The sequence below is a fragment of the Flavobacterium sp. MMLR14_040 genome, from assembly GCF_033657265.1.
GTDB lineage: Bacteria > Bacteroidota > Bacteroidia > Flavobacteriales > Flavobacteriaceae > Flavobacterium.
In genome coordinates this window covers 19,238-41,880 of the sequence record NZ_JAWVWO010000023.1, presented here as the reverse complement: position 1 = coordinate 41,880, position 22,643 = coordinate 19,238, and the positions used below count along the sequence as shown (strand labels likewise).

Below are 22,643 nucleotides of genomic sequence, written 5' to 3'. Positions count from 1 at the left end.
AATTTTTTATTTTTTTGTTTTTGTATATTTTTCGATGATACTAATTTACAAACAAAATAAAAACGATGTATGTGTTATGAATATTATATCAATCTACTTTGATAGATAAAATCTATTGTAAACGTTTTAATTGGTTTGTTATCTAAAATTTTCATCTATAAATGAGCTATATAAAAAAACCTGCAAATAAAATTTACAGGTTCCTCAATTAAAAAATTAACAAATTCAAGTTGCTATTAACAAATAAATTGGTTGTAAAAAATATATAATCCCTACGGGGTATTTTCAGGGTGTGCCTTTCGTTAATCCTACCAATATTTAACTCCTAACGGAGTAATAAAAAATATCTCGGAGAGATTACATATTGGTAGAAATCAATTTATTTGTGCCATTTTTTGTCCCGTAGGGACTACAATTATTAACTGACAAACTTGAATTAACTATTAAAAAATAAATCAATCCGGATTTGCCAATATCTTATACAACTCGGCATTTGAAATATAAAACTGGTTTTCAATACCAATTTGAGACAGTTTTGCACTCACCAGATTATTTTCTCTCGAATTGATCAGGAAAATGGAGCTTTCGCCAAATGAAAATAATTTTTCCTCAGAGTTTAGCATGGTCAAATAATCTTTTACCAGACTGTCAATAACTTCTTTTTGCTTTTTTAAAGATGTAATTTCAGTTTGCTGTGCTTTTATTTTGTTTTTGAGTTCGAGTCTTTGCTGATCAATATCAAACTTTAAATCCTGCATTTTTAGTTTGGCGAGTTTTAAGCTTCCGCGCTCTTTTCTCAAAAAAATCGGAATGCTGAAATCGATATTAAACTTGTAATCATCGGCATTAAAAGAATCAAAATAAACAGGTTCAGAAATATAATTGTAACCAACATTGACCTTTGGCAAAAGCGAATTTGCTTTCAGTTTTCTGTTGATTTCCAACATCGATAATTTAGTTTCTAAAGCTTGTATTTTAGGATGCGATTCCAATGTTTCAACATTTACCATCATCGCATCTGTTTTTAGCGTTTCTTCAACAGTTTCAATTAAATTTTGTTCCGGTTTTACATGATCTTCCAATTCTACCGGAACATTTTCAATCCATAAATAATTTGAAAGATTAAGTCTCGCTTTGGCCAATTTCAAGTTTCCGTTTTCAACATTCAATTGCCTGTTTCGCACTGTAATTTTAGCTTCGACACTATCAATTGCCGGAGAATCACCAAGTTCGATCAGTTTTTTTACTCCTTCAAAACGGGTACTTGCAAAACCCAGATAACTTTTATAAAGTTCAGCTTCGTTAAAGCTTTTCCTCCATTCAAAATAAGCTTCACTTGCTTTGTATAAAACGGCTATTGCCTTTAATTTTCGTTCGGCATCGCTTAATTTTATTTGTAGTTTACCTTCTCTTACATCGGCCATACGCTGATTGATGAACATTCCCTGCCCCAGAGCAACACTAATTCCAAGAGAAGTTAATCCTGCCTCTGGTGTACGATTTTGCGGATTGTAATATTGCCCGTCTGTATCATCAAATCCGGCTTTAACTTCAATTCCATACCAGGTTGGAATTTTGAAACTGCTGTTTAACAGCGAATAATATTCTGTTCCTTTAAATTCTTTCTTATTATAATCTACTTCAATTTTTGGATCAAAACCACCACGCGCCACCATAAGTTTTGCCTGTGCATTACTTACTTCAAGATTGGCTTGTTTTACCAGCGGATGGTATTTTTTTACGTATCCTAAAAATTCGCTATAACTTAATTCCTCTTTATTAAAATCCTGACTATATAATTTTGCAAAGCACAGGAAAAATAAAAGAGAAAAGAATTTTATATTATTTCTCATTTTACTTTTTCTCCTTTCCATTTGCTTTTTCATCCGACTTGTAATAATTTGGCGGAAAACCATTTAGGTTACGCCATATTTCATACCATACAGAAACTGTTTCTAATAACGCGATACTTTGCGCTCCGGCACCAATACTCAATTCTTTAGGCCATTTTTGATCTTTACCATCCGGCGAAATAAGTACTCTGTACTTTCCGTTCGCACTTATAAAATTTTCAATCGCTACAATTCTTCCTCCAAAAGTTCCGTAAGACAATCCCGGCCAGCCAGAAAATACAATTCTTGGCCATCCATCAAACCAAACACGCACTTTTGCGCCACGATGCACCAACGGAAGATCGATAGGATCTACATAAGTTTCTACAGCAATATCATAGCTTGAAGGCATAATACTTACAACCGGAGTTCCCTCTTTAATTGTTTCGCCAAGACCGGCCAGTAAAGCACGATTTACGTACCCGCTTTGAGGAGCCGTAATATAATACATACCGTTTCTTAAACTATAGTTTACATATTGATTCTGCAGTTTGTTTACCTGAGCTTTTGTATCATATTGCGTGCTTAAGGCCGTAAACTTATCGCTTCTTGATTTTGATATTTTTTCAGAATATTCAGCTTTGATGCGGTTTATTTCGACTTTCGCATTGATTAGCTCGTTTTTACTGCTCAAAAGTTTGTTTTGCTGTGTAATAATATACGCTTCAGATTCCTGCAGTTTCAATCTTTTTTGTTCGACATCTGTAAGTGGTTTTAAACCTTCCTTATTAAGTGCTGTCGAACGATTAAATTGAGTCGTAGCGATTCTTAACTGCGTTTTTACCGCTTCAAGATCCATACTGTCACTTTTAATTTTCAAGTGCGCCTGTCTTATTTTATTTTGTGCCTGTTGTAATTTTAATTCTCTTTCTGTATTAAGCGACTGTGCCTGAACATCAAGTGAGTTTACTTTATCACCGTATGATTCTACTGCCATTTTTTTGGCATCCACCTGATCCTTTGTATTTCCAACCAAATTTGGATCTAAATAATCTTCTTTGGTTTCTGAAATAAACAAAATCGTATCTCCTTTTTTTACATAATCACCTTCCTGAACGTACCATTTTTCGATTCTTCCGGCAATTGCATTATGGACGGTTTGAGGTCTTTGATCTGGTTTTAAAGTTGTAACAGAACCACTTCCTGAAATATTTTGTGTCCACGGTAGAAAAAGACAGGCAACAGCAAACAGTAAAAACCCAACTATTACCCTGTTTAAAATTTTGTAATGTGGCCTGCGGGCAACGCTGGTAATAGAAGCGTATTGTCCCGGAGTTATGAGTATATTATTATCTTTAGATATATTGAGCATGATTAAAGCTTTATGTCGTTAATAATTTTTCCATCATCAATCGTGATCATACGGTCACATTTGTCCATCCAAATATCACTTTTAGAAGTCACAATTACCGTCCAGTTATTTTCTTCAGAAAGTAAAAAATCAATGATTTTACCCGAAGTCAGTTCATCCATTTTATCAACAGGATCTTCGAGAAATAATATATTTGGTTTATGAACAATGCTTCTCGCCAACAATATTTTTTGAATATCGGATGCCGAAAGTTCACCACCACCCGGATGAATCTGATTTTCAAGTCCGTTTGGAAAAGTTTTAATGTACGGCGTCAGACAAACATTATCCAATGCCCATTTTAAATCATCATTATTAATTGCTTTATTTCCAAAAAGAATGTTTTCTCTAATGGTTCCGGCAAAAAGTGTATCGCCCTGCAGGAAGGTTCCGGCCTGCGCTCTGTACGCATCTTCATCAAGACGGTTCATGTAATTATCTGTCACGTACATTGCACCGCTTTCAGGCTCTAATAATCCTGAAAGCAAACGTAATAAGGTGCTTTTTCCGGCTCCGTTTGTTCCTCTTAATACTATTTTTTCGCCCTGAGCGATTTTCAGATTAATATTTTTGAGTGATTTTTTATTATAACCCGGATAATTATAGGCAATACTTTCGGTTTCGATTGTAATACCTGTTTCAGTTACTTCTGCTGTTTTCGGAATACAGGATATTTCCATATCCGTTACCTGACCAATTTTTTCTACAGAAGTCAGCACATCATAAAAAGATTCCAAACCAAAGATTATTTTTTCTACAGAATTGATTAGCAACACGATAACAATTTCAGCAGCTACAAACTGCCCAATGTTCATTTGATGGTGAATTACCAGAAAACCACCAATCGATAACAGGGCAGCCGTAACTATTACTTTAAAAATAGTAAGCTGAATGTATTGTTTTTTCATTACCTGAAAATGTTTTTCGCGGTAATTGACGTATTGACTTACGTAACTGTCATTTCTTTCGAGAGCATATTCAAAACTTACTTTTTTGCGAAAGCTTTCGCGGTTGCGCGCTATTTCCTGAAGCCAGGCCGCAACTTTGTATTTAAATTTCGATTCGTTAAGACTGGTTTCAAGACCGTCTTTGTATGAAAATTTAAAAATGATATATAAAATAGCGATAAAGAAAAGTCCAATAACCGTAAAGAAAGAATGGTATAAAACCAATAATATAATACCAAGACCAACTTGCAAAAAAGCAGTACAAAAGTCTAATAAAAGTTTTGCAGTTCCTTTTTGTACCATCAAGGTATCAAAAAAGCGGTTTGCTTTTTCGGGAGCATATTCAGAATGCATTTCCTTAAATTTGATTAAAGGCATTCTGTAAGCAAATTCAAATGAGGATCGCACGAAAATTCGCTGTTGCAAATTCTCCACAATTCGAAGCTGTAAAATAATGAGAACACCGCCAAAACCAACTCCGATTGTAACTAAAAACACAAGTACAATCCAGGAAACACTAAGCTGGCCGCTTTGTATAAAATTTATAATAGCCTGAATTCCTAATGGCAGCGAAAGGTTGACTAAACCGGCAAAAGCAGCATAAAAGATAATTTGATATACGTCGCGTTTATCTAGTTTTAGTAAATTTATAAAACGTTTAAATGGTGTCATGAATTTATATATAAATACAGGATTAATAGATAGATAATATATACGGCAAATGCCATATAAAGGGTTTTAGAATTGCTTCTAACCTTTTAAAAGAGAGTATTTATACGATGAATTCAGGAGGTGGCAAATGAATTTTGCCATGAAAACCGAAAGTAAAAATCGGGTTGTTTATATAATTTTTTCCTTTCGTTCCTGTTTTAATATATAAATCAGGCAATGAAGCACTTAAAGGAACTAAATAATCTAATGAAGGAATGCCTTTTGCTACTTTAGCAGTTTTTGCATCTTTAGATTCAAAATCATTTTTTTCTTCGGTAATACCGTCACATTTAAAAATCTTTTTTAGAAAATTGCAGGTCATTCCCTTAATAGAATCCTGCTCGGTATTTTCTTTAATGATTTCGCTAAGAGTATTAGACATGTTCATGCTGCTCATTAAAAAATACCCAATCAGCAACACCTGAAGGCATTTGCATAAAAGACTATTTTTAATTTTGTTCAGCATCTGGTGTTTCTAAATTTACTTTTAAATTACATTTTAAAGCTTAAAAATCAGCCTGATTTAAAGTGATTTTCTTACCTTTTTTTCGTGGTTGCGCAAGTTAAAACTTAATTGAAAGCGCAACATTAGAATAACATTAGAATTTGATTAAAAACAAGTAAAATGCTAAATATCAATTATTTACACGAAATAATGATTCGCTTTTTTATGTTATTTTTTTATTAATTAGCATATTTATAAAAAAAAAGAGACAATTATAAAATTATCTCTCTTATGATTCTCAAATTAAATTCCGAAATTATTTCCAGCGATTTTGCCTTCAAAAAACTTTACTTCATTATAAAAACTACAAGTTAAAAAAGAAGCAGATTTGGCTTTAATATTTAAAAACCAAAACTAAAAAAGGAGATTTGATTTAGCTGATAAACCCAAATTTATCCTCAAAAATCTTCCCAATAACCGGAATAGGTTTCTTTTGCTCGTTGGCTGCATTTATGATTCCGAAAATCCATAAAATGAAAATGGCGTAACCAATGTAATTCAAGAAATAAAGTGAAGAAACCGAAAATACGATTACAGAAAGCACAATATTTACAGCAAATGATACCAGAAAAATGCCGAAGCCTTGTTTAAGATGGTACGTTACCAAATCGCTTTTTGGGGTTAAATCTTTGCTTTTTACGTAGGCTATAATCCAACCAATAATGGTGATGTAGCTCAGGATTGATAAGGTTTTTTTATCCATTGTTATATTTATTTTGTATGGGTCAAAAATAAATACAACACCAGAAACTTCAAGCAAACACTTTGTTACTGGTAGCTTTTAATTGGTATTTGCGGTACTTGAATGTTTAATCTGTCAAGAGCTATAGCATTACAATTCGTCTTTCATTAATTTAAAAAACTGCTCTTTTTTTCCTCTCGAAACAGGTACAGCAGATTTGTCGTTCATGTGTATCATTCCTTCTCGCGAATAACTTAAAATGGCGTTTATATTGATCAGGTGTGATTGGTGAACGCGAAAAAATAAAGGCGGAACCAAAATATCTTCATAATTTTTTAAAGGCTTGGAAACCATAATTTTTCTGCCATCTACAAGAAAAAACGTGGTGTAAGAACCCGAAGTTTCGCACCTGATAATCTGCTCCAATTTTACTACATACATCGCTTCCTGCGTGGGCAATACAACCCTGTCCGGTGTTTTAGAAAGATTGGTTTGCAGCTCGTTAATTTGTTGGTTTTCAAGAACTCTTTCTTTTAAAACTGCAATTCGGTCGATTGCCATTTTTAATTCCTGCGGATCAATGGGTTTTAGCAAATAATCTATGGCGCTGTATTTAAAGGCATTTACGGCATGCTGCTCATAAGCGGTGGTGAAAATGAGATGAAACGAATGAAAAGTAAGCTGCTGAAGCACCTCAAAACCAGTGCCATCCTTAAGCATAATATCCATAAAAACGAGATCAGGTTTAAGTCTGTCGATCATTTTTTTGGCTTCGTCAACACTTTCTGCATAACCAATTATCTGAACCAAATCGCCGGCCACCATTTCTAGCATAATAGATAAGGCCTCTCTCAGCCTGTTTTCGTCTTCAATAATTATCGCTTTATAAATCATAATGTCGGAATATTTAAAATTACGATACACCCCTGCCCGTCTGTAACATTATCACGTTCCAGGACTTTAAAACCGGCATTTGGATTCTCTTTTTTCATTTTCGCCAGTCTTTCGTCCGTAATTGTGGTGGAAAGAGATTCATGCGCATCATTAATTTTCAGTTTTCTGGAAGCCGCCAATCCTATTCCATTATCTTTAATGGTGCAAATTAAATTGCTTCCGTTTTCATCTATTTCGAAATAAATTTCGATCAGTCCCTTTATATGATTATCCTGCGGTTTTAAACCGTGTTCGACTGCATTTTCTATAAAAGGCTGAATCAATAATGGCGGAATTAAAATGTCCTTTTCTACTTCATCGGCACATTCAATTACATAATCAAACCCATTATTTAAACGGAGCTGCTGTAATTCGATATAATTTTTTAAGGTATTTATTTCTTCTTCCAGCGATATGGTTTCTTTTCTGGATTGCTCCAAAACCTGTCTGGTGAGTTTTGCAAATTTATTAAGATACGAAACCGCGGGAACAGTATCTTTTTGAAGAATCATACTTTGGATATTTCCCAAAGCATTAAAAATAAAATGCGGATCCATTTGCGAGCGCAGCAATCGCCGTTCAAGAGATAATCTTGCCGACAAATTTTCGATTGTTTCTTTTTCCATTAACTGCATTTTCAATTCGCTGTTGGCTTGTTCCTGCTGCAAAAAATCTTCGCGGTTTTGATAATAGCGCTGGCGATAATGATACGAACGAAACATAAAAACGAGTCCAATTAACAAAACGCCGGCAATGCCGTAACCTAATAATTTATTTTGCTGTTCGAGTTCATTTTCAAGTTCAAGCTGTTTGATACGCTCCATTTTTTTTGAAGATTCATATCTTGCATCTGCATTTTGAAGCATTGACTGTGTTGATTCTTTGTACTTTAACTGATTGTATTTTGTAAATAATGTATCGTAACCATAATAGGCTTCAAAATCTTTTCGCTTGACTGAAACATCTTTTAAACAATCATAAAAAGTGGCCAAAAGATAATTATCCGTGTAAGGAAGGCTTTTTTGATACTTGATTCCGTCAATAAATAAAAGTTCGGCTTTAATATAATCCCCTTTTTGAGTGTAATAAAATCCTTTTAAACCTATCGCGCTTCGGTATATAATTTTGACATTGTATTTTTTGGCAATAACAGTAGCTTTTTCCAGATTTTGCAAAAAAGCTTTTTCATTAATAGGCTGAGGTCCTTTTGTATAAAGATCAGCCAGATTGATATACGCTATTCCAATATTACTTTTGCTGACTATTTTAGCTTCATTTTTTTCGGCAAGGGAAACTGTTTCCTGAAAAAAATTCAAGGTCGATTCCCAGTCTTTTATTCCTTCTGTTTCAATATTATCGGTTAAAAAACTTCCAAAAGCCAGTCTGGCATACATTTGGCTTTCGGGATCACCCGATTTTTCGGCGTGATTCAGGGCTTCGCGCGCATACTTTTCGACTTTTGTTGGCGATGCAGGCGAAAAAAGATATGAAATATCCGAAGCAATTTTAGCACATTGATCGTGCGCCTTTATCTTCGAGAATAATTTATAAGAGTCTAACAAATAATTCAGTGCCTGAGGTTTATCATCAATATAAGATTTTAAAGATCCCATTGCGGCAGCGGCATGTGCTTTGGCCCTTACATTTTTAATTTTTTGTGCCAAAAAATAAGCGGTATCTGCATAATGCAAAAAATCTTTAAGATGCAGCAATCGCCTTTGTGTCATGGCCATGTAGGCATATGAAATTATCTCATCTTCTTTGCTTTTATTTTTTATAGCCAATTGAAGTGCCTGCTGCTGAATTTTAAGACAGGCAACAGTATCAGAAAAACGTTTGGCATATCCTTTTGCAGCCATTTTTTCGACTGCAGAAATATTTTGTGCCTGAATTGATGTTGCCCATAAAAACGAAAACAAAAGGGATAAAAGGAGTTTTAATTTTTTGTTTTTGTCTAAAATACTAGTAGAAATTTGGTGCATAAATAGTCATTAATCCCGCCAAAATACAAATTGTGTTTGGTTTAACAAACATTTTTACAGCGATTTTAAATTTATAAAACTCTAAATCGCAACATCTTAAAAGAAATAAAAAACTTACAGGATTCGCAATATATTTCAGAATGAACCAAACAAAAACCAAAAGCATCCATTTACCAATTCTCAATTGTTAATGGTTCGTGTATGACGTAATCTTGTTTTAATAAATTATTTTAAAATGAATTCTATTATGAATAAGAAAAACCTTTCTTTAATGCTACTCTTCTTCTGTTTTTTAACGGGAATTGCATACGGACAACAACCTGATGATAAACACGTAAAAATTGAACTTACTGTCAAAGACGGAAATAAACCGATAACGGTGATGGTTCGTTCTTCAAGCGTTTCCTATAGCAAATCGGCCAATCTTACGGCCAAAGATTCTATTCAGAAAAATTATTATATCGCGATAGATTTAGAACGACATGATATTAATTTATTAACTGCTTTCGCGAAAAACAAAAAAGGACTTGACGGACAAATTATGATGATTGATACGCAAGGAAAAACGCTTCCGCGAAAAATTGAATTTAAAAAGGCAACTTTAGATGCACTAACAGACCAGTTTACAAATGATTATTCGAGTGCCTATTTATCTCTTAATTGCAGCGGACTCGTAATCGATGGCATCAACATAGAATAAAACTTATGGAACTTAAACATTTTACAAAAAACGGCAACCAGTATATCATGAAAAAGCAATACGTTTTTGGATTGATTGTGAGTTTCGGTATGGCGGCTTTTGCCATTGTGGGTATTTGGATAAATGAAATGATCATGGTTTGGATTTTTGGCATTTTGGCGGTTCTTTGTTTTATTTCGATCTGGATGAAACATGTTGTCATCGATTTGGATAAAAATGAAATTACGGTAAAAGTGGGATTAATAAATCCTGTTGTTCGTATTCCGCTAAAAGACTTTTTAAATTTTGAATTGGTGCGCATTACACAATATTTAATTACCACAAATACCTGTTTGAATGTCTATTATTTAAAAAACGGAGAAGAAAAAGCAGCCATGATTGCACAGGGTTTTACCAAAAGATCGATGCAAAATCTGGTAAATGAAATTGACGAAATAATGAGCCTCAATGAACATTCGAGATAAATACGGAATTGAAGAAAATCTAAATTGGTTTTCTCTTCAGCCTGTAAAACCACTGCAAACCTTATCGCAGTGGTTTTTGGCAGGAATTTTTGCAGCGGGAATTCTATTAGCCTTATTGGGTGAAATGCTAAGCGAAGTAATGCGATATTCTATTGCTGCATTATTGGTTTATGGTGTGTTTCATAGTCTATATGATATTATGATAAGAGCCAAAATTAGGTATACTTTTGATGTCAGAACAAACGCCATTTACAGAAAGATTCCGTTTTTTACAGAAAAAAAGATAATGAAACTCGACCAAGCTGTAATTTTTGTAAGTTCGTACATGGGAAGCTGGCATTATAGTCTAGGCGCCAAAAAAAGTCATTTTGTAAAAAGTTATTTTATTAGCGAAAATTTCAGTTCCGGAAAAAAAAGTGAACAAAAAGAGCTTGAATATGAAGAACATATTTTGGTTAAAATTCACAAACTAATCGACGCCGTTCAGCCTTTGGCATAATAAATTGATATTGCAGCAAATGAAAAACTTATTTTTATATTTGATTTTTAGCCTTTTCACGATTTATAATCTAAGCTGTCATTCGGTTTTTAGAAGTACAAATCACGCGGTTGAAAATTTTAAAAAAGACACGATTTATTTAAACGAAGATTTAAAAAAGCAATTAAATCCGGTTTTAAAAAATTCCAAACGAATCAATTCCATAAAGAACTGGACCATAAAAACCAAAAGTTTGTGGGAAACTGCAGAAGGCGGAGAAGCGAAATTTTATTACAAAAACGGGAAACTGGAAAAAATCACCACGCATTATTTGAGTGAAACTTTTCAAAAACTAACAGTTTACCATTTAGAAAATCAAAAATTATCTTTTGTTTTTGACAAATACTACCAATACAATCGCCCCATGTATTATGATTCTATTGCCATGAAAAGTAATAACGATACCGAAGTATTCGATTTTAATAAAGCAGAAATAACAGTAAACAGATATTATTTTTTAGATCAAAAATTGATTTACCAACTCGATAGTGAAGATTGTGGCGCACCATTTTCTAATGATTACTTGTTGGAAACAGAAAAAGAAATAAAAAATGAGTTTGAATATTTAGTGGAGATTTCAAATCATGTATGTGATTGATGAATTGCTTTCGAAACCCTTTAAACAGACCATTCGCGAGAAAGAAGGCGGAAGCTATGGTGTATGTCGGCGGAAGTCTTTTGACAGCACCCAAACAAGAGATCTTTCTTTGAATTTTGATTGTAACCCTGACAAACAAGAGAAATTGGCATAATCTAATCGCGCCTTAACAATAAACTCGCAGCCCCCAATAAAGCAGCAATTTCATTATCTGTAGAAATAGAAACCGTCATTTCAACACCATTTTCTTTTAATTTTCTGTTGAAGGAATCCAGGAAAAACTCACTGGCATTTGCAATTTTTCCGCCAATGATAAAACATTCTGCACCAAATTTTTCTAACCATGAAATCACAACCACAGCCAAGTCCTCTCCCATTTCTTCAAAAACCTGGATGGCAATTTTATCTTCGGCCACACCCAAATTAAAAAGTTCTAAGCCGTTATTAAGATTTTTACCGGTTAACGATTTATAATTATTTAAAAGTCCGCGAACTGAAACGTAATCTTCGGCAATTCCGTTTTTATAAGGAAGATTCCATATCTCTCCATCCTGAGGAACTGATTCCCCGGTAGAAATCGAAACTCCTTTATCAATAAAACAAGCACCGAGTCCGGTTCCCAGCGTTACTGCCATTACTTTTTTTGAAAGGTTCTCTGCATTTTTAAATACTTCGCCTTTGCCAAAACAAACGGCATCATTTTCAAAAAGAATCGGAAAATCACTTGAAAGATTTAGTGTTTCGTGAAGTAAATCACGCACATTTAAACCGTAAAAATGTTCGTATTTTGATTGGTCTTTGATATGGCAAATTCCGCTTTCATAATCAAACGGACCTGGCATACAAATCGCCAGACCTTTTATGTTTTCTATTTTCGAATTTTCGATCGAAATTTCAATTGCTTTTTTCCAGACAGCCATCACTTTTCCCACCGGCATATTTGAATCGAAACATTCTTTATGCAGTGAAAAGTCAATCACTTTCATATCTAAAATATTGATAACCGCAGCGGTAATATGTGTTCCTCCAATATCTATTCCTACAGCGTAATTTTCATCCATGCTTTTTTATTTTTGAACCATTAAGGCATTAAGAAAAATTAAGCAACTGGGCTTAACTTTTCTTAATTTCTTAATGGTGTAATTCTTAAATTTTAATTTTAAATACTTTTATCTTTTAAAATCTGAGGATATTTGATGCTCGTATGAACAATCATTTCTCCAAAAAGTGTATTTGCCCAAGCAAACCATTTTCGGGTAAATTTGGTAACATCATCTTTATGAAATGATTCGTGCATAAAACCAGTATCTGCATTGGTTTTGATCAGGTTACTGATACACATTTTGATTTCTTTTTCATCAACACTTGTAATCGCCCTTAAAACAATACTCATGGGCCAAATCGTATCAACTCCTGTATGCGGACCTCCAATTCCTTCTCCTGCTTTTCCTTTATAGAAAAATGGATTATTTTCTGAAAGCACTACTTTTCGTGTATTTAAATAAAGCTGATTATCCGGTTCGATCGCACCTAAATACGGCAATGACAATAACGAAGGAACATTGGCATCATCCATCATATGAAAACTGCCGTATCCGTTTACTTCAAAAGCAATTATTTTTCCAAATTTTGGATGATCGATGATTCCGTTTTCTTCTAATCCTTTTTGAACCTGAGCTCTTAGTTCTTTGGCTTTAGCAACCAAACTATCATCTTTTAAGGCTGGCAAAGAGAAAATTTCGATCAGATATCCAAGTACTTCGATCGCAAACATATTACTCGGAATTAAATAGCCAAATAAAGTACTGTCGTCACTTGGTCTAAAAGTCGAAACAATTAGTCCACAAGGTTTTACAGGATATCCGTATCCACCAAGAGGCACACCGTCTGTTGCCCATGCCGTTGTTCTTTGAAAACTGTACGGACCTTTGTCTGTCCAGCGTTGTTGTTCCTTAAATGTTTGTAATACCAAAAGCATGGCTTCTTTCCATTTATTATCAAACAAACTTATGTCTCCCGTTTCCTTCCAATAGCCATGTGCCAGACGAATTGGGTAACATAAACTGTCTATTTCCCATTTGCGCTCGTGAATACCGGGCTGCATTTTGGTTAAATCATTTTTCCATTCACTTTCTTTTGTAAAATCTTTATAAAAGGCATTGGCATAAGGATCTAATAAAATACATTTTGCCTGACGATTGATTACGCCTTTTACCAATTCTGCCAGTTTTTTATCTTCTTTTACAAACGGAATGTAAGGCCAGATCTGAGCGGTACTATCACGAAGCCACATCGCATCGATATCGCCGGTAATGACATAAGTGTCGGGTTTTCCATCAATAATTTCAAAATCAACCGTGGTGTCTAGGGTGTTTGGAAAACAATTTTCGAACAGCCACGCAAGTTCCGGATTGGCAATTTGTTTTTTGATGCGCACAATTGCTTTTTCTACAGCTTCGCTAGTAAATTTCCTTTCGGCCAATGGAGGCCTTTTGCTGATAAAATCTTTAAGTGCAAAATTGAAAGTATCTGACGGAAGTGCAAAAACATCGGTTTGAAGCGCCAATAATCCGGCAGAAAAAATGCCTGTATTTTTTATAAATTTTCTACGTGAGTGCATACTATTATTTTGAATTTGAATAAGAATAAGGATAGTTTTTTGCTGAAGTTCCTCTCTTTAAATTAGGTGAACTTGTCATATCGAAATTTAATTCGCCGCCTTCTAATACATCAAAATGGTTGATGTAATTATTAGAATAGTTTTTATTGCCCCATTCCAACTCTTCGACATATCTGTTAATTTCAGAATTATCGGGAGCGTTGATAATAAACTGTTTTCCATTTTCTAATTGTAAGGTTACTTTTTTAAACAAAGGCGCTCCCAAAACATACTCTTCTGTTGCCGGGCAAACCGGATAAAATCCCATTGCAGAGAAAATATACCAGGCCGAAGTTTGTCCGTTATCTTCATCACCACAATATCCGTCCGGTGTTGGTTTGTATAAACGATTCATTACTTCTCTCGACCAATATTGTGTTTTCCAGGGTTCTCCAGCATAATTATACAGATAAATCATATGCTGAATGGGCTGATTTCCGTGCGCATATTGTCCCATATTCATGATCTGCATTTCGCGAATTTCATGAATTACAGAGCCGTAATAACTGTCATCAAAAACCGGAGGTGTTGTAAAAACAACATCCAATTTTGCCGTGAAATTTTTCTCTCCGCCCATTAAATCAATCAAACCCTGTATGTCATGAAAAACGCTCCAGCTATAATGCCATGCATTTCCTTCTGTAAAAGCATCTCCCCATTTTAGCGGATTAAAATTGACCGGAAAACTTCCGTCCAGATTTCTTCCGCTCATTAATCCAATTGCCGGATTGTAGAGATTTTTATAATTCATCATTCTTTTTTCGAATAATTTAATCTCTTTGTTTGGGCGATCTAAGGCTTTTGCCAATTTCCAGATAGCAAAATCATCATAAGCATATTCAAGCGTTCTGGCAGCATTTTCATTGATTTTTACATTATAAGGAACGTAGCCTAATGTATTATAATACGAAACTCCTTTTCTGCCCACAGCATCCATTGGTCCTTCGTTGTTGGCTCCGTGAATTAAGGCTTCATACAATTTATTGATATCATAACCTCGCAATCCTTTCATATAAGCATCAGAAACTACTGAAGCAGAATTATTTCCAACCATCACATTTCTAAAACCGGGACTTGACCATTCCGGCAAAAATCCGCCTTCGTTATAATTATTAATCAAACCTTCCTGCATTTCCTTATTTATCGAAGGATAAACAAGATTTAGCAATGGATAAAGAGCACGAAAAGTATCCCAAAATCCTGTTCCTGCATACATATAACCCGGTAAAACTTTGCCATTGTACGGACTGTAATGAATAATATCGCCATTAGAATCGATTTCATATTGTTTTTGAGGAAAACAAGTTGCACGATATAAACACGAATAAAATGTTTTTAGCTGTTCTTCACTTCCGCCTTCTGCTTTCACTTTACTCAAAACAGTATTCCATTCTTTTTTAGAATTTTCTAAGGTTTCCTGAAATGATGATGTGCCTAATTCGTTCTTCAAATTCAATTCGGCTTGTTCCGGGCTAATAAAAGATGAAGCCGTTCTTACATTTATTATTTCTCCTTTTTGGGTTTTAAAGGTGACTATTGCGCCTACATGAACATTGGTTTTTTCTAATTTATCTTTTTCTAAAATTTTATCATGCCAGGTATAATTAGATGTAAAAGGTTTATCAAATACCAAAACAAAATAGTTTCTAAAATTTGTTGGAACACCGCCGCTGTTGCGTGTTGTATAACCTATAATTTTATTTTCTGATGGAATTATTTTGATGTAAGATGCTTTATCAAAAGCATCAACAACTATCGAAGATTTTTCGTTTTCCGGAAATGTAATTTGAAAATGTGCCGCTCTTTCCGTTGCCGTAATTTCTGTTGTCACATCATAATCAGCAAGGTAAACGCTGTAGTAATATGGTTTTGAAACCTCAGCTTTATGGCTGAACCAGCTTGCTCTTTCTGTTTCGTCAAAAACTATTTTTCCCGTAACGGGCATAATCGAAAATTGTCCGTAATCATTCATCCACGGCGAAGGCTGATGCGTTTGCTTGAATCCTCTAATTTTTTCGGCAGTGTAAGTATACGCCCATCCGTCTCCCATTTTACCGGTTTGCGGCGTCCAGAAATTCATTCCCCAAGGCCTGCAAATTGCGGGATAAGTATTTCCATTTGAAAGACTATGCAGCGATTGTGTTCCCATTAATGGGTTTACATATTCTACGGGATCTAACTGTGCATTTGCTGCAAAACACTGTATTAATCCCAAAAAAATCAAATGCGTTATTTTCATCTTCTGTATAATTATCCTAACCCGTTTTTAAAACCCGTTAGGTCTTTGTTGTAAAATGTGATTGTCGACTTGCAAAGCTTTGTCAAAGTTTTAAACTTTGACAAAGCTTACGTAATCCAGAACTTAAATGATACCTACAAGGTTTTGAAAACCTTACAGGAAACTGAAAACTGTGACTGAAAACTAAAAAGGCCTGTCTTCCTTTTTTACTCCAAAAGTTGCCGAAGGTTTGCTTCCCATAAATAATTTCAATTCTCCTCCGTTTGCAATCATCTCGTGTGTGATGTATGATTTTGTATACGGTTTTCCGTTGTATTCTGCTTTTTGAATAAAGATGTTTGTGGCACTATTATCGATTGCTTTCAATGTAAATGAAAGGCCTTTTTTGTGATGAATTGTGGCTTCGTTCACCAATGGACTTCCCAAAACATAAATTCCATTTGCGGGATTAACAGAATAAAATCCCATTGCCGATAAAACATACCAGGCCGACATTTGCCCTAAATCTTCATTTCCGCATAATCCATCTGGTTTTGTGGAATAAAATTTATCGTCAATTTCGCGAATTAGTTTTGCAGTTTTCCAAGGCTGGCCCGCGTATGCATACAAATACGGAATATGATGATTTGGCTCGTTTCCTTGTGCATATTGTCCGATTAAACCACTGATATCCGGAGAAACTTCTTCACCTTCTACTTTATCTGTGATCAGAAATAATTGGTCTAGTTTTTCTAAAAACTTGGTTTCGCCTCCAAACAAATCAATTAAACCATAAGGATCCTGAGGAACCAGCCAGGTATATTGCCACGCATTTCCTTCTACATAATCATCTTTTCGATGCGCTGATGAAAGCGGGTTAAAAGGTGTTCGCCAATTTCCATCGGTTAATTTTCCGCGCATGAAAGTGGTTTCTTTATCAAAATACAATTTGTACAAATTGGCTCTTTTTGTAAAATAGGTATAATCCTCAGTTTTGTTCAAAGCTTTTGCCATTTGCGCCACGCAGTAATCATCAATGGCATATTCTAAAGCGTTTCCAACAGATTCCAGCATTTTATCCGCAGGAATATATTCTAATTTTTGAACATAATCCATTCCATCGCGGGTTTGCATGGCCGTTTTTTTGATGGCTTCGTAGGCTAAGTTAGTATCATAATCTCTGTAGCCTTTTAAATAGGCATCTACAATTACTGCTATGGAATGATTTCCGTTCATGGTGTTGGTTTCATTGCCCATTAAATGCCAAACGGGTAATCTTCCCTGCTGTTCGTAAATCGCCAAAAATGATTTTACAATATCATTGATTTTGTCAGGCTGTGTAATGGTATACAAGGGATGTAAACCTCTGTAAGTATCCCAAAGCGAGAAAGTCGTGTAGTTGGTAAAATTGGCTTTTTCGTAAACTTTTTTGTCTGTTCCTCTGTAATCTCCGTTTGCATCATTAAAAATAGAAGGTGCAAATGCCGTGTGATACAATGAAGTATAAAAAACCTTCAAGGTTTTATCATTCGCTTTGATCTGAATTTTGCTTAATTCATTGTTCCATTTTGAAGTCGCTTCTTTGACTATTTTGTCAAAATCCCAATTCGGAATTTCGGTTTTTATGTTTGCTAATGCATTCTCATAACTTACCGGGGAAATTCCAACTTTTACTAAAACCTGTTTGTTTTTTAAAGTCGTAAAATCTAAAACTGCTTTCATTTTTAAACCTTCGCCTTCGCTTCCTGTAACAGCAGTTTTATCATCATACAATGTCATGTTTGCAATTGATTCAGAGAATTCGATTGCAAAATAAACACGCTGATCTACAGCCCATCCCGAAGAGAAACGAAAGCCCACAATTGTCTTGTCGTTTATTTTTTTAATGAAAGTTTTCACGGGTTTATCCCATCCTACGCCATCGGCAAGATCTAATAAAACATGAGAATCTGTAGCCGAATTAAAAGTATATTTATGAAAACCAACTCTTTCACTAGCCGTTAGTTCTGCCTTGATTTTATATTTATCTAATAAAACGCTATAATAACCCGGTTTGCTGATTTCATTTTCATGAGAAAAATAAGAACCGTAACCGTTTACCATATCTTCTTTTGTGCCTTTAAAAAGCGGCACTTTACCTGAAACAGGAAGTAACAGAATATCGTTTAAATCTCCAATTCCCGTTCCGCTTAAATGCGTGTGCGTAAAACCTAAAATAGTATTACTGGCATAGTTGTAACCACTGCACCAATCCCAGCCTTCAAAAATATTTATCGGCCCCAACTGAACGGCTCCAAAAGGAACATTAGCGCCAACAAATACATGACCGTGACCTGCTGAACCTATTAACGGATTTACATATTGTGTGTAATCGGTGTTCTTTTCTTTTGCTTTCTTTTGCTGTGAAATTGCAGATAAATTAAATAGTATAATTATCGAGAAAACAATGGGCTTACATTTTAAAATCATTATTTTATTTTTTTATTTACTTTGTGTGATGGAACGCGGATGACACAGATTTTGGCGGATTTTTTTTAAAATCTTTGACCATAATTTAACCGCAAGGTTCGCAAAGGATTTACGCAAGGTTCGCATTTTTTTTGCCTTTGAACCTCTGAACCTTTGCTACTTTGAACCTTTTAATTATACTTTTTCAAAACCTCAAAAAGCGAATAGACTTTTAAAACCGGCTTATCTATTTTCCCTTCAAAAGAAATTATTTTTTCTTCTCCTTCTTTCAAATCTATGTAATTATCGCTCCATTTTCCGGTATATCCTTCTATGGAAACATATACGTATTTTGCTGGTTTCACAGCTTTTAAAGTTACTTTATTTCCTTTTATTTTATAGGTTATTTTCGGATCTTCGAGTTTTAAATCTATTGGGCGTATTAAATCAATTTCCAGCGTTTTATCATCTCGGTAGGCTTCTTTCATAGCGTACCACGCCGCTTTGGGTTGTCGATCGTAATAATCGGTTATGCTCCAGCTTGCTACGGGCCAGCAATCGTTAAGCTGCCAGACTAAAGTTCCCATATTGTAGGGTGCTTTTGAACGATGGATTCCGATGATATTTTTTAAGGCAAAATATTGCAGACATTGTGTAAGATAGGTATAATCTTCTACAGACATCTTTTTTATTTTTTCTGAACTGATGAAATAGCGATTCAGGTAAGACTCTAATTTCATAAATCCTTTTCCTGCTTTTTGATGCGCTTCCAGAATATCTGAATATAAATATCGGTCTTCTGGCAAGGTGAATTTTTCTATTGAAGAATAATTCGTCATTGCCTCCATTCCGTATTCGCTTACAAAACGGCCTGTTTTTTTCTCTGTAATTTCAATATCCTGCAAACCCCACCATGTTCCCCAATAATGACTGTCGCCCTGGGTAATGCTTTTTTCTTTTGACCAATGAAATAAAGGTGAAGAACTAATGTAAGGTCTTTTTCCGTCGACTTCTTTTACCCATTTCGGAATACTGTCGTGAAACAATCGTACGTAATCATGCCACAAACGGGTTGAATCTTGTTTGGACATTTTCATACTTTTTTGCCAGCCCCAACTTTTAAAAGCCTCGTCGCTTTCGTTGTTTCCGCACCATAAAACGATGCTTGGATGATGTCGCAGGCGTTTTACCTGATATTGAACTTCTTCTTTTACATTATCAAAAAAAGCTTTGTCGCCCGGTACCATTGTTCCGGCAAACATAAAGTCCTGCCAGACATTGATTCCGTATTGATCACATAAGTCATAAAAATAATCGTCTTCATAAATTCCACCACCCCAAACACGAAGCATATTCATATTGGCATCTTTGGCGAGAGCAATTACTTTCTCGTATTCTTTTTTGTTCATTCTCGAAAGAAAAGCATCTGAGGGAATATAATTGGCACCTTTCATATAAACCGGTTTATCATCTATCTTAAAATAAAATGATTTACCAAGACTGTCCGGCTGTTGTATTAATTCTATTTTACGGTTTAGAACATATGGTTTCTCCAGGGATTTTTCATCGTAAGCTTCTAAACGCGGCGTTTTCCATATTCCGCATGTGGTGAATTTAGGTCCCCAATCCCACCCAAAATGGTATTGTGCTTTGCGAACATAAGCTCGCGGATTATCCGGAATTATAAAGGGTAAATCTTTTTTTGCCAGTGAATCGACTACATTTTGTGCCGATTTGAAAACAACAACTAAATCATTATTTCCTGATTTTAAAACCTTCTTTACATCTACTCGCCATTGGCGAAACATATTATCTGCTTTTAAAACCAATTGGTTGTTTAAGTAAACTGTTGCGTAGGTATCTAAACCATCAAAAACTAACTCTGTATTTTTCTTTTTTAGTATAGATGAATTGACTTGAAAAGTAGTTTTGTATTCCCAATCTTTCTTTTCAATCCATTGTAATTTTTTTTCGTTGTCTCTGTAAAATGGGTCCGGAATTATCTTATTGTTCAGTAAATCAGTGTGGATTTCTCCGGGAACAGTTGCAGGAAACCATGTATCGGTTTTTATTTCTCTGTATTGCCAATTTTCTTTTAAATCAATACTTTGGGCATTGACTACAAATGATAAATTCGCAATACAAACAGATATTATCCAATAAAGGTTTTTTATAAATTTCATTTTTTATTTTTTACTGCATGTGATAATAGAACGCGGATGAGACGGATTTAGGCTGATTTTTTCTGAAAATCTTTGAAGATAAATTTACTACAAAGTGCAATTTTTTCTTCCTTTTGAACATAAAATTTAACCGCAAAGAGCGCAAAGATTTACGCAAAGTTCGCAAAGCTTTGTCACTTTGAACCTTTGTTCCTCTGAACCTTTAAAACTTAGAATCTTAGAACCTTCAAAAAAAAATAAGCCGGGCGAGGTACAGGTAATCCTACCCGGCTTAAGTCAAAAACTCAACTAACTGACTAATTTAAACTATTGTTTGTCCCACCAAACTCGGGTTGTCATTAAATCCAGACCCTGACGTGAGATGGCTTCTTTATAATTTTCTGCGTTTGTTAACAATTCAGACTGATCGTAAATTAATCTTCTTGGGATTGTTCCGTTGGTTTCTCCCGTTGGATCATTCACTGGAACTAAAACAGGATATCCCGTTCTTCTGTATTCTGAAAAAGCTTCAAAACCATTGAAAAGCAATAAAATCCATTTTTGAGTAATAATCTGCTCCATTTTTTCAGCCTCAGTTCCGGCAGTTTTAAACGGATAAGTGGTAATGTATGTATTGTATTCTGTGCTTGTAACAGCAGGTACTTTATCGCCAAAAATTTTCAAAACATCCATCGCAGCTTTTACTCCGTTTTCATAATATTGCTGTGCGCTTCCGCCTACGTTCCAGCCTCTTACTGCTGCTTCCGCCAGTATATACTGAACTTCTGCATACGACATAATTAATGTTGGTGCATCTAAACGCAATACAGTTGAAGTATTGGGATCTGAAAAAAGCTTTTTATCTCCGCCCGGAAATTCTTCTGCATCGTTTGGCAAACCTTGTTGATTTGCGGGATTATTGTCTCCGGTTGCTTCTAACTTTGCATAAATTCTTAAACGCGGATCGTTTGTGTTTTTCAATAAATCGATAAATGTTTTACTGAATTTGATGTTCGATTCTCCTCCATTTAAATCATTTGTAACCCATGCAGATGTAATTGGATTTGTTCTAACACCCTGTGGACCTGCATCATGTTTTAAAACAAGACTGTCATCATTTGAAGTAAAAACGCCCTTTGCAACTGCTTTTTCTACAAATTCCTTTGATTTTGCAGGATTTACTTTAGTCAAACGAATGGCGACTCTTAACATTAAGGAATTGGCTAGTTTTTTCCATCTTGCCACATCACTTTGGTAATACAAATCGGCAGCACCCACAAACGGTTTACTGGCATCTAATGCGTCTCCTGCTTCATCCAGTTCTTTTAAAAGATCGTTGTAAATGGCTTCCTGTGTGTCATATTTTGGAGAAAAAACATTTCCGTTATATCCTTTTCCCGCATCAAAATAAGGAACCTCACCATAAGTATCTGTCAATTTTTGGAACAGAAAAACTTTCATAATGCGGCATGCCTGGATCATGTTTGAATTTTCTGGTGTATCCGGCAGAACCGACATTAACTGGAAAATCTGATTCAAACCTTTCCCGTACGTTTCACCAAATAGCGCTCCAGAATATTCTGAAGAATAGGTGTATTTTGAACCCGAACCACCTAATGAAGAAAATTGCTGTACGATTTGTGCGGCATAAATATTATTACCTCTGGTATTCGAAAAATCCTGCCCGTCTACATAAATTTCCGCCAGCGTAAACATCGATTTTACAGCCGGATCTGTTAATGCATTTGGATTTGTATTCATTTCTTCGAATCCTTTGTCGCAAGATGCTAATGTCAAAGCACTAACAATCGCGATACCAAATATTTTTATAAATTTATTTTTCATCTTTTTTA

General features: G+C 34.9%; 17 protein-coding genes. 4 read left to right on the top strand and 13 right to left on the bottom strand.

Annotated features, from left to right (window positions below):
* Nucleotides 1–455: 455 nt before the first annotated feature.
* The 7 genes from SD960_RS20860 to SD960_RS20830 form a co-directional block, all read right to left on the bottom strand.
* The gene (locus tag SD960_RS20860; RefSeq protein ID WP_318805797.1) at nucleotides 456–1,853 is read right to left on the bottom strand and encodes a TolC family protein; all 1,398 of its coding nucleotides are present in this window, start codon (nucleotides 1,851–1,853) and stop codon (nucleotides 456–458) included.
* 1 nt (nucleotide 1,854) lies between these two features.
* Complete coding sequence (locus tag SD960_RS20855) at nucleotides 1,855–3,204, bottom strand: HlyD family secretion protein (RefSeq protein WP_318805796.1); 1,350 nt, start codon at nucleotides 3,202–3,204, stop codon at nucleotides 1,855–1,857.
* A 2-nt stretch (nucleotides 3,205–3,206) separates the two neighbouring features.
* Entirely contained in the window at nucleotides 3,207–4,862 is a 1,656-nt protein-coding gene (locus tag SD960_RS20850; protein WP_318805795.1) for an ABC transporter ATP-binding protein, read from the bottom strand.
* Nucleotides 4,863–4,962: 100 nt separating this feature from the next.
* A complete protein-coding gene (locus SD960_RS20845) occupies nucleotides 4,963–5,283 on the bottom strand; it encodes a hypothetical protein (protein WP_318805794.1) in 321 nt (106 codons plus the stop codon).
* Nucleotides 5,284–5,779: 496 nt separating this feature from the next.
* Nucleotides 5,780–6,109: a DUF4870 domain-containing protein gene (locus tag SD960_RS20840; RefSeq protein ID WP_115846653.1), complete on the bottom strand. Its 330-nt coding sequence runs from the start codon at nucleotides 6,107–6,109 to the stop codon at nucleotides 5,780–5,782.
* Nucleotides 6,110–6,238: 129 nt separating this feature from the next.
* Nucleotides 6,239–6,982 carry a LytTR family DNA-binding domain-containing protein gene (locus SD960_RS20835; protein WP_318805793.1) on the bottom strand — a complete coding sequence of 248 codons (744 nt, stop codon included), beginning with the start codon at nucleotides 6,980–6,982 and terminating at the stop codon, nucleotides 6,239–6,241.
* On the bottom strand, nucleotides 6,979–9,003 hold the full coding sequence (locus SD960_RS20830; protein ID WP_318805792.1) for a sensor histidine kinase: 2,025 nt from the start codon (nucleotides 9,001–9,003) through the stop codon (nucleotides 6,979–6,981). The genes SD960_RS20835 and SD960_RS20830 overlap by 4 nt, the downstream gene beginning before the upstream one ends.
* Nucleotides 9,004–9,250: 247 nt before the next feature.
* On the opposite strand from SD960_RS20830, the gene SD960_RS20825 reads away from it, so the two are divergent.
* From SD960_RS20825 to SD960_RS20810, 4 genes are read left to right on the top strand one after another with little or no spacing between them, the layout of a single operon-like run.
* Nucleotides 9,251–9,703, top strand: coding sequence for a hypothetical protein (locus SD960_RS20825; RefSeq protein ID WP_318805791.1), 453 nt, complete (start codon nucleotides 9,251–9,253; stop codon nucleotides 9,701–9,703).
* A gap of 5 nt (nucleotides 9,704–9,708) precedes the next feature.
* Entirely contained in the window at nucleotides 9,709–10,167 is a 459-nt protein-coding gene (locus SD960_RS20820) for a hypothetical protein (RefSeq protein WP_318805790.1), read from the top strand.
* A complete protein-coding gene (locus SD960_RS20815; protein ID WP_318805789.1) occupies nucleotides 10,151–10,666 on the top strand; it encodes a hypothetical protein in 516 nt (171 codons plus the stop codon). Before SD960_RS20820 ends, SD960_RS20815 begins: the two co-directional genes overlap by 17 nt.
* Nucleotides 10,667–10,685: 19 nt before the next feature.
* A complete protein-coding gene (locus tag SD960_RS20810) occupies nucleotides 10,686–11,303 on the top strand; it encodes a hypothetical protein (RefSeq protein WP_318805788.1) in 618 nt (205 codons plus the stop codon).
* A gap of 155 nt (nucleotides 11,304–11,458) precedes the next feature.
* On the opposite strand, the gene SD960_RS20805 is transcribed toward SD960_RS20810, so the two are convergent.
* The 6 genes from SD960_RS20805 to SD960_RS20780 form a co-directional block, all read right to left on the bottom strand.
* Nucleotides 11,459–12,364: an ROK family protein gene (locus tag SD960_RS20805; protein WP_318805787.1), complete on the bottom strand. Its 906-nt coding sequence runs from the start codon at nucleotides 12,362–12,364 to the stop codon at nucleotides 11,459–11,461.
* Nucleotides 12,365–12,462: 98 nt separating this feature from the next.
* Nucleotides 12,463–13,923 (bottom strand): glycoside hydrolase family 125 protein, encoded by a 1,461-nt coding sequence (locus SD960_RS20800; protein WP_318805786.1) that lies wholly within the window; start codon nucleotides 13,921–13,923, stop codon nucleotides 12,463–12,465.
* Nucleotides 13,924–13,927: 4 nt separating this feature from the next.
* Complete coding sequence (locus tag SD960_RS20795; RefSeq protein ID WP_318805785.1) at nucleotides 13,928–16,201, bottom strand: GH92 family glycosyl hydrolase; 2,274 nt, start codon at nucleotides 16,199–16,201, stop codon at nucleotides 13,928–13,930.
* A 183-nt stretch (nucleotides 16,202–16,384) separates the two neighbouring features.
* Complete coding sequence (locus SD960_RS20790; RefSeq protein ID WP_318805784.1) at nucleotides 16,385–18,649, bottom strand: GH92 family glycosyl hydrolase; 2,265 nt, start codon at nucleotides 18,647–18,649, stop codon at nucleotides 16,385–16,387.
* 170 nt (nucleotides 18,650–18,819) lie between these two features.
* Nucleotides 18,820–20,811, bottom strand: a complete 1,992-nt coding sequence (locus tag SD960_RS20785) for a beta-mannosidase (protein ID WP_318805783.1) — start codon at nucleotides 20,809–20,811, stop codon at nucleotides 18,820–18,822.
* Between the two features lie 306 nt (nucleotides 20,812–21,117).
* On the bottom strand, nucleotides 21,118–22,635 hold the full coding sequence (locus SD960_RS20780) for a SusD/RagB family nutrient-binding outer membrane lipoprotein (RefSeq protein WP_318805782.1): 1,518 nt from the start codon (nucleotides 22,633–22,635) through the stop codon (nucleotides 21,118–21,120).
* Nucleotides 22,636–22,643: the final 8 nt, after the last annotated feature.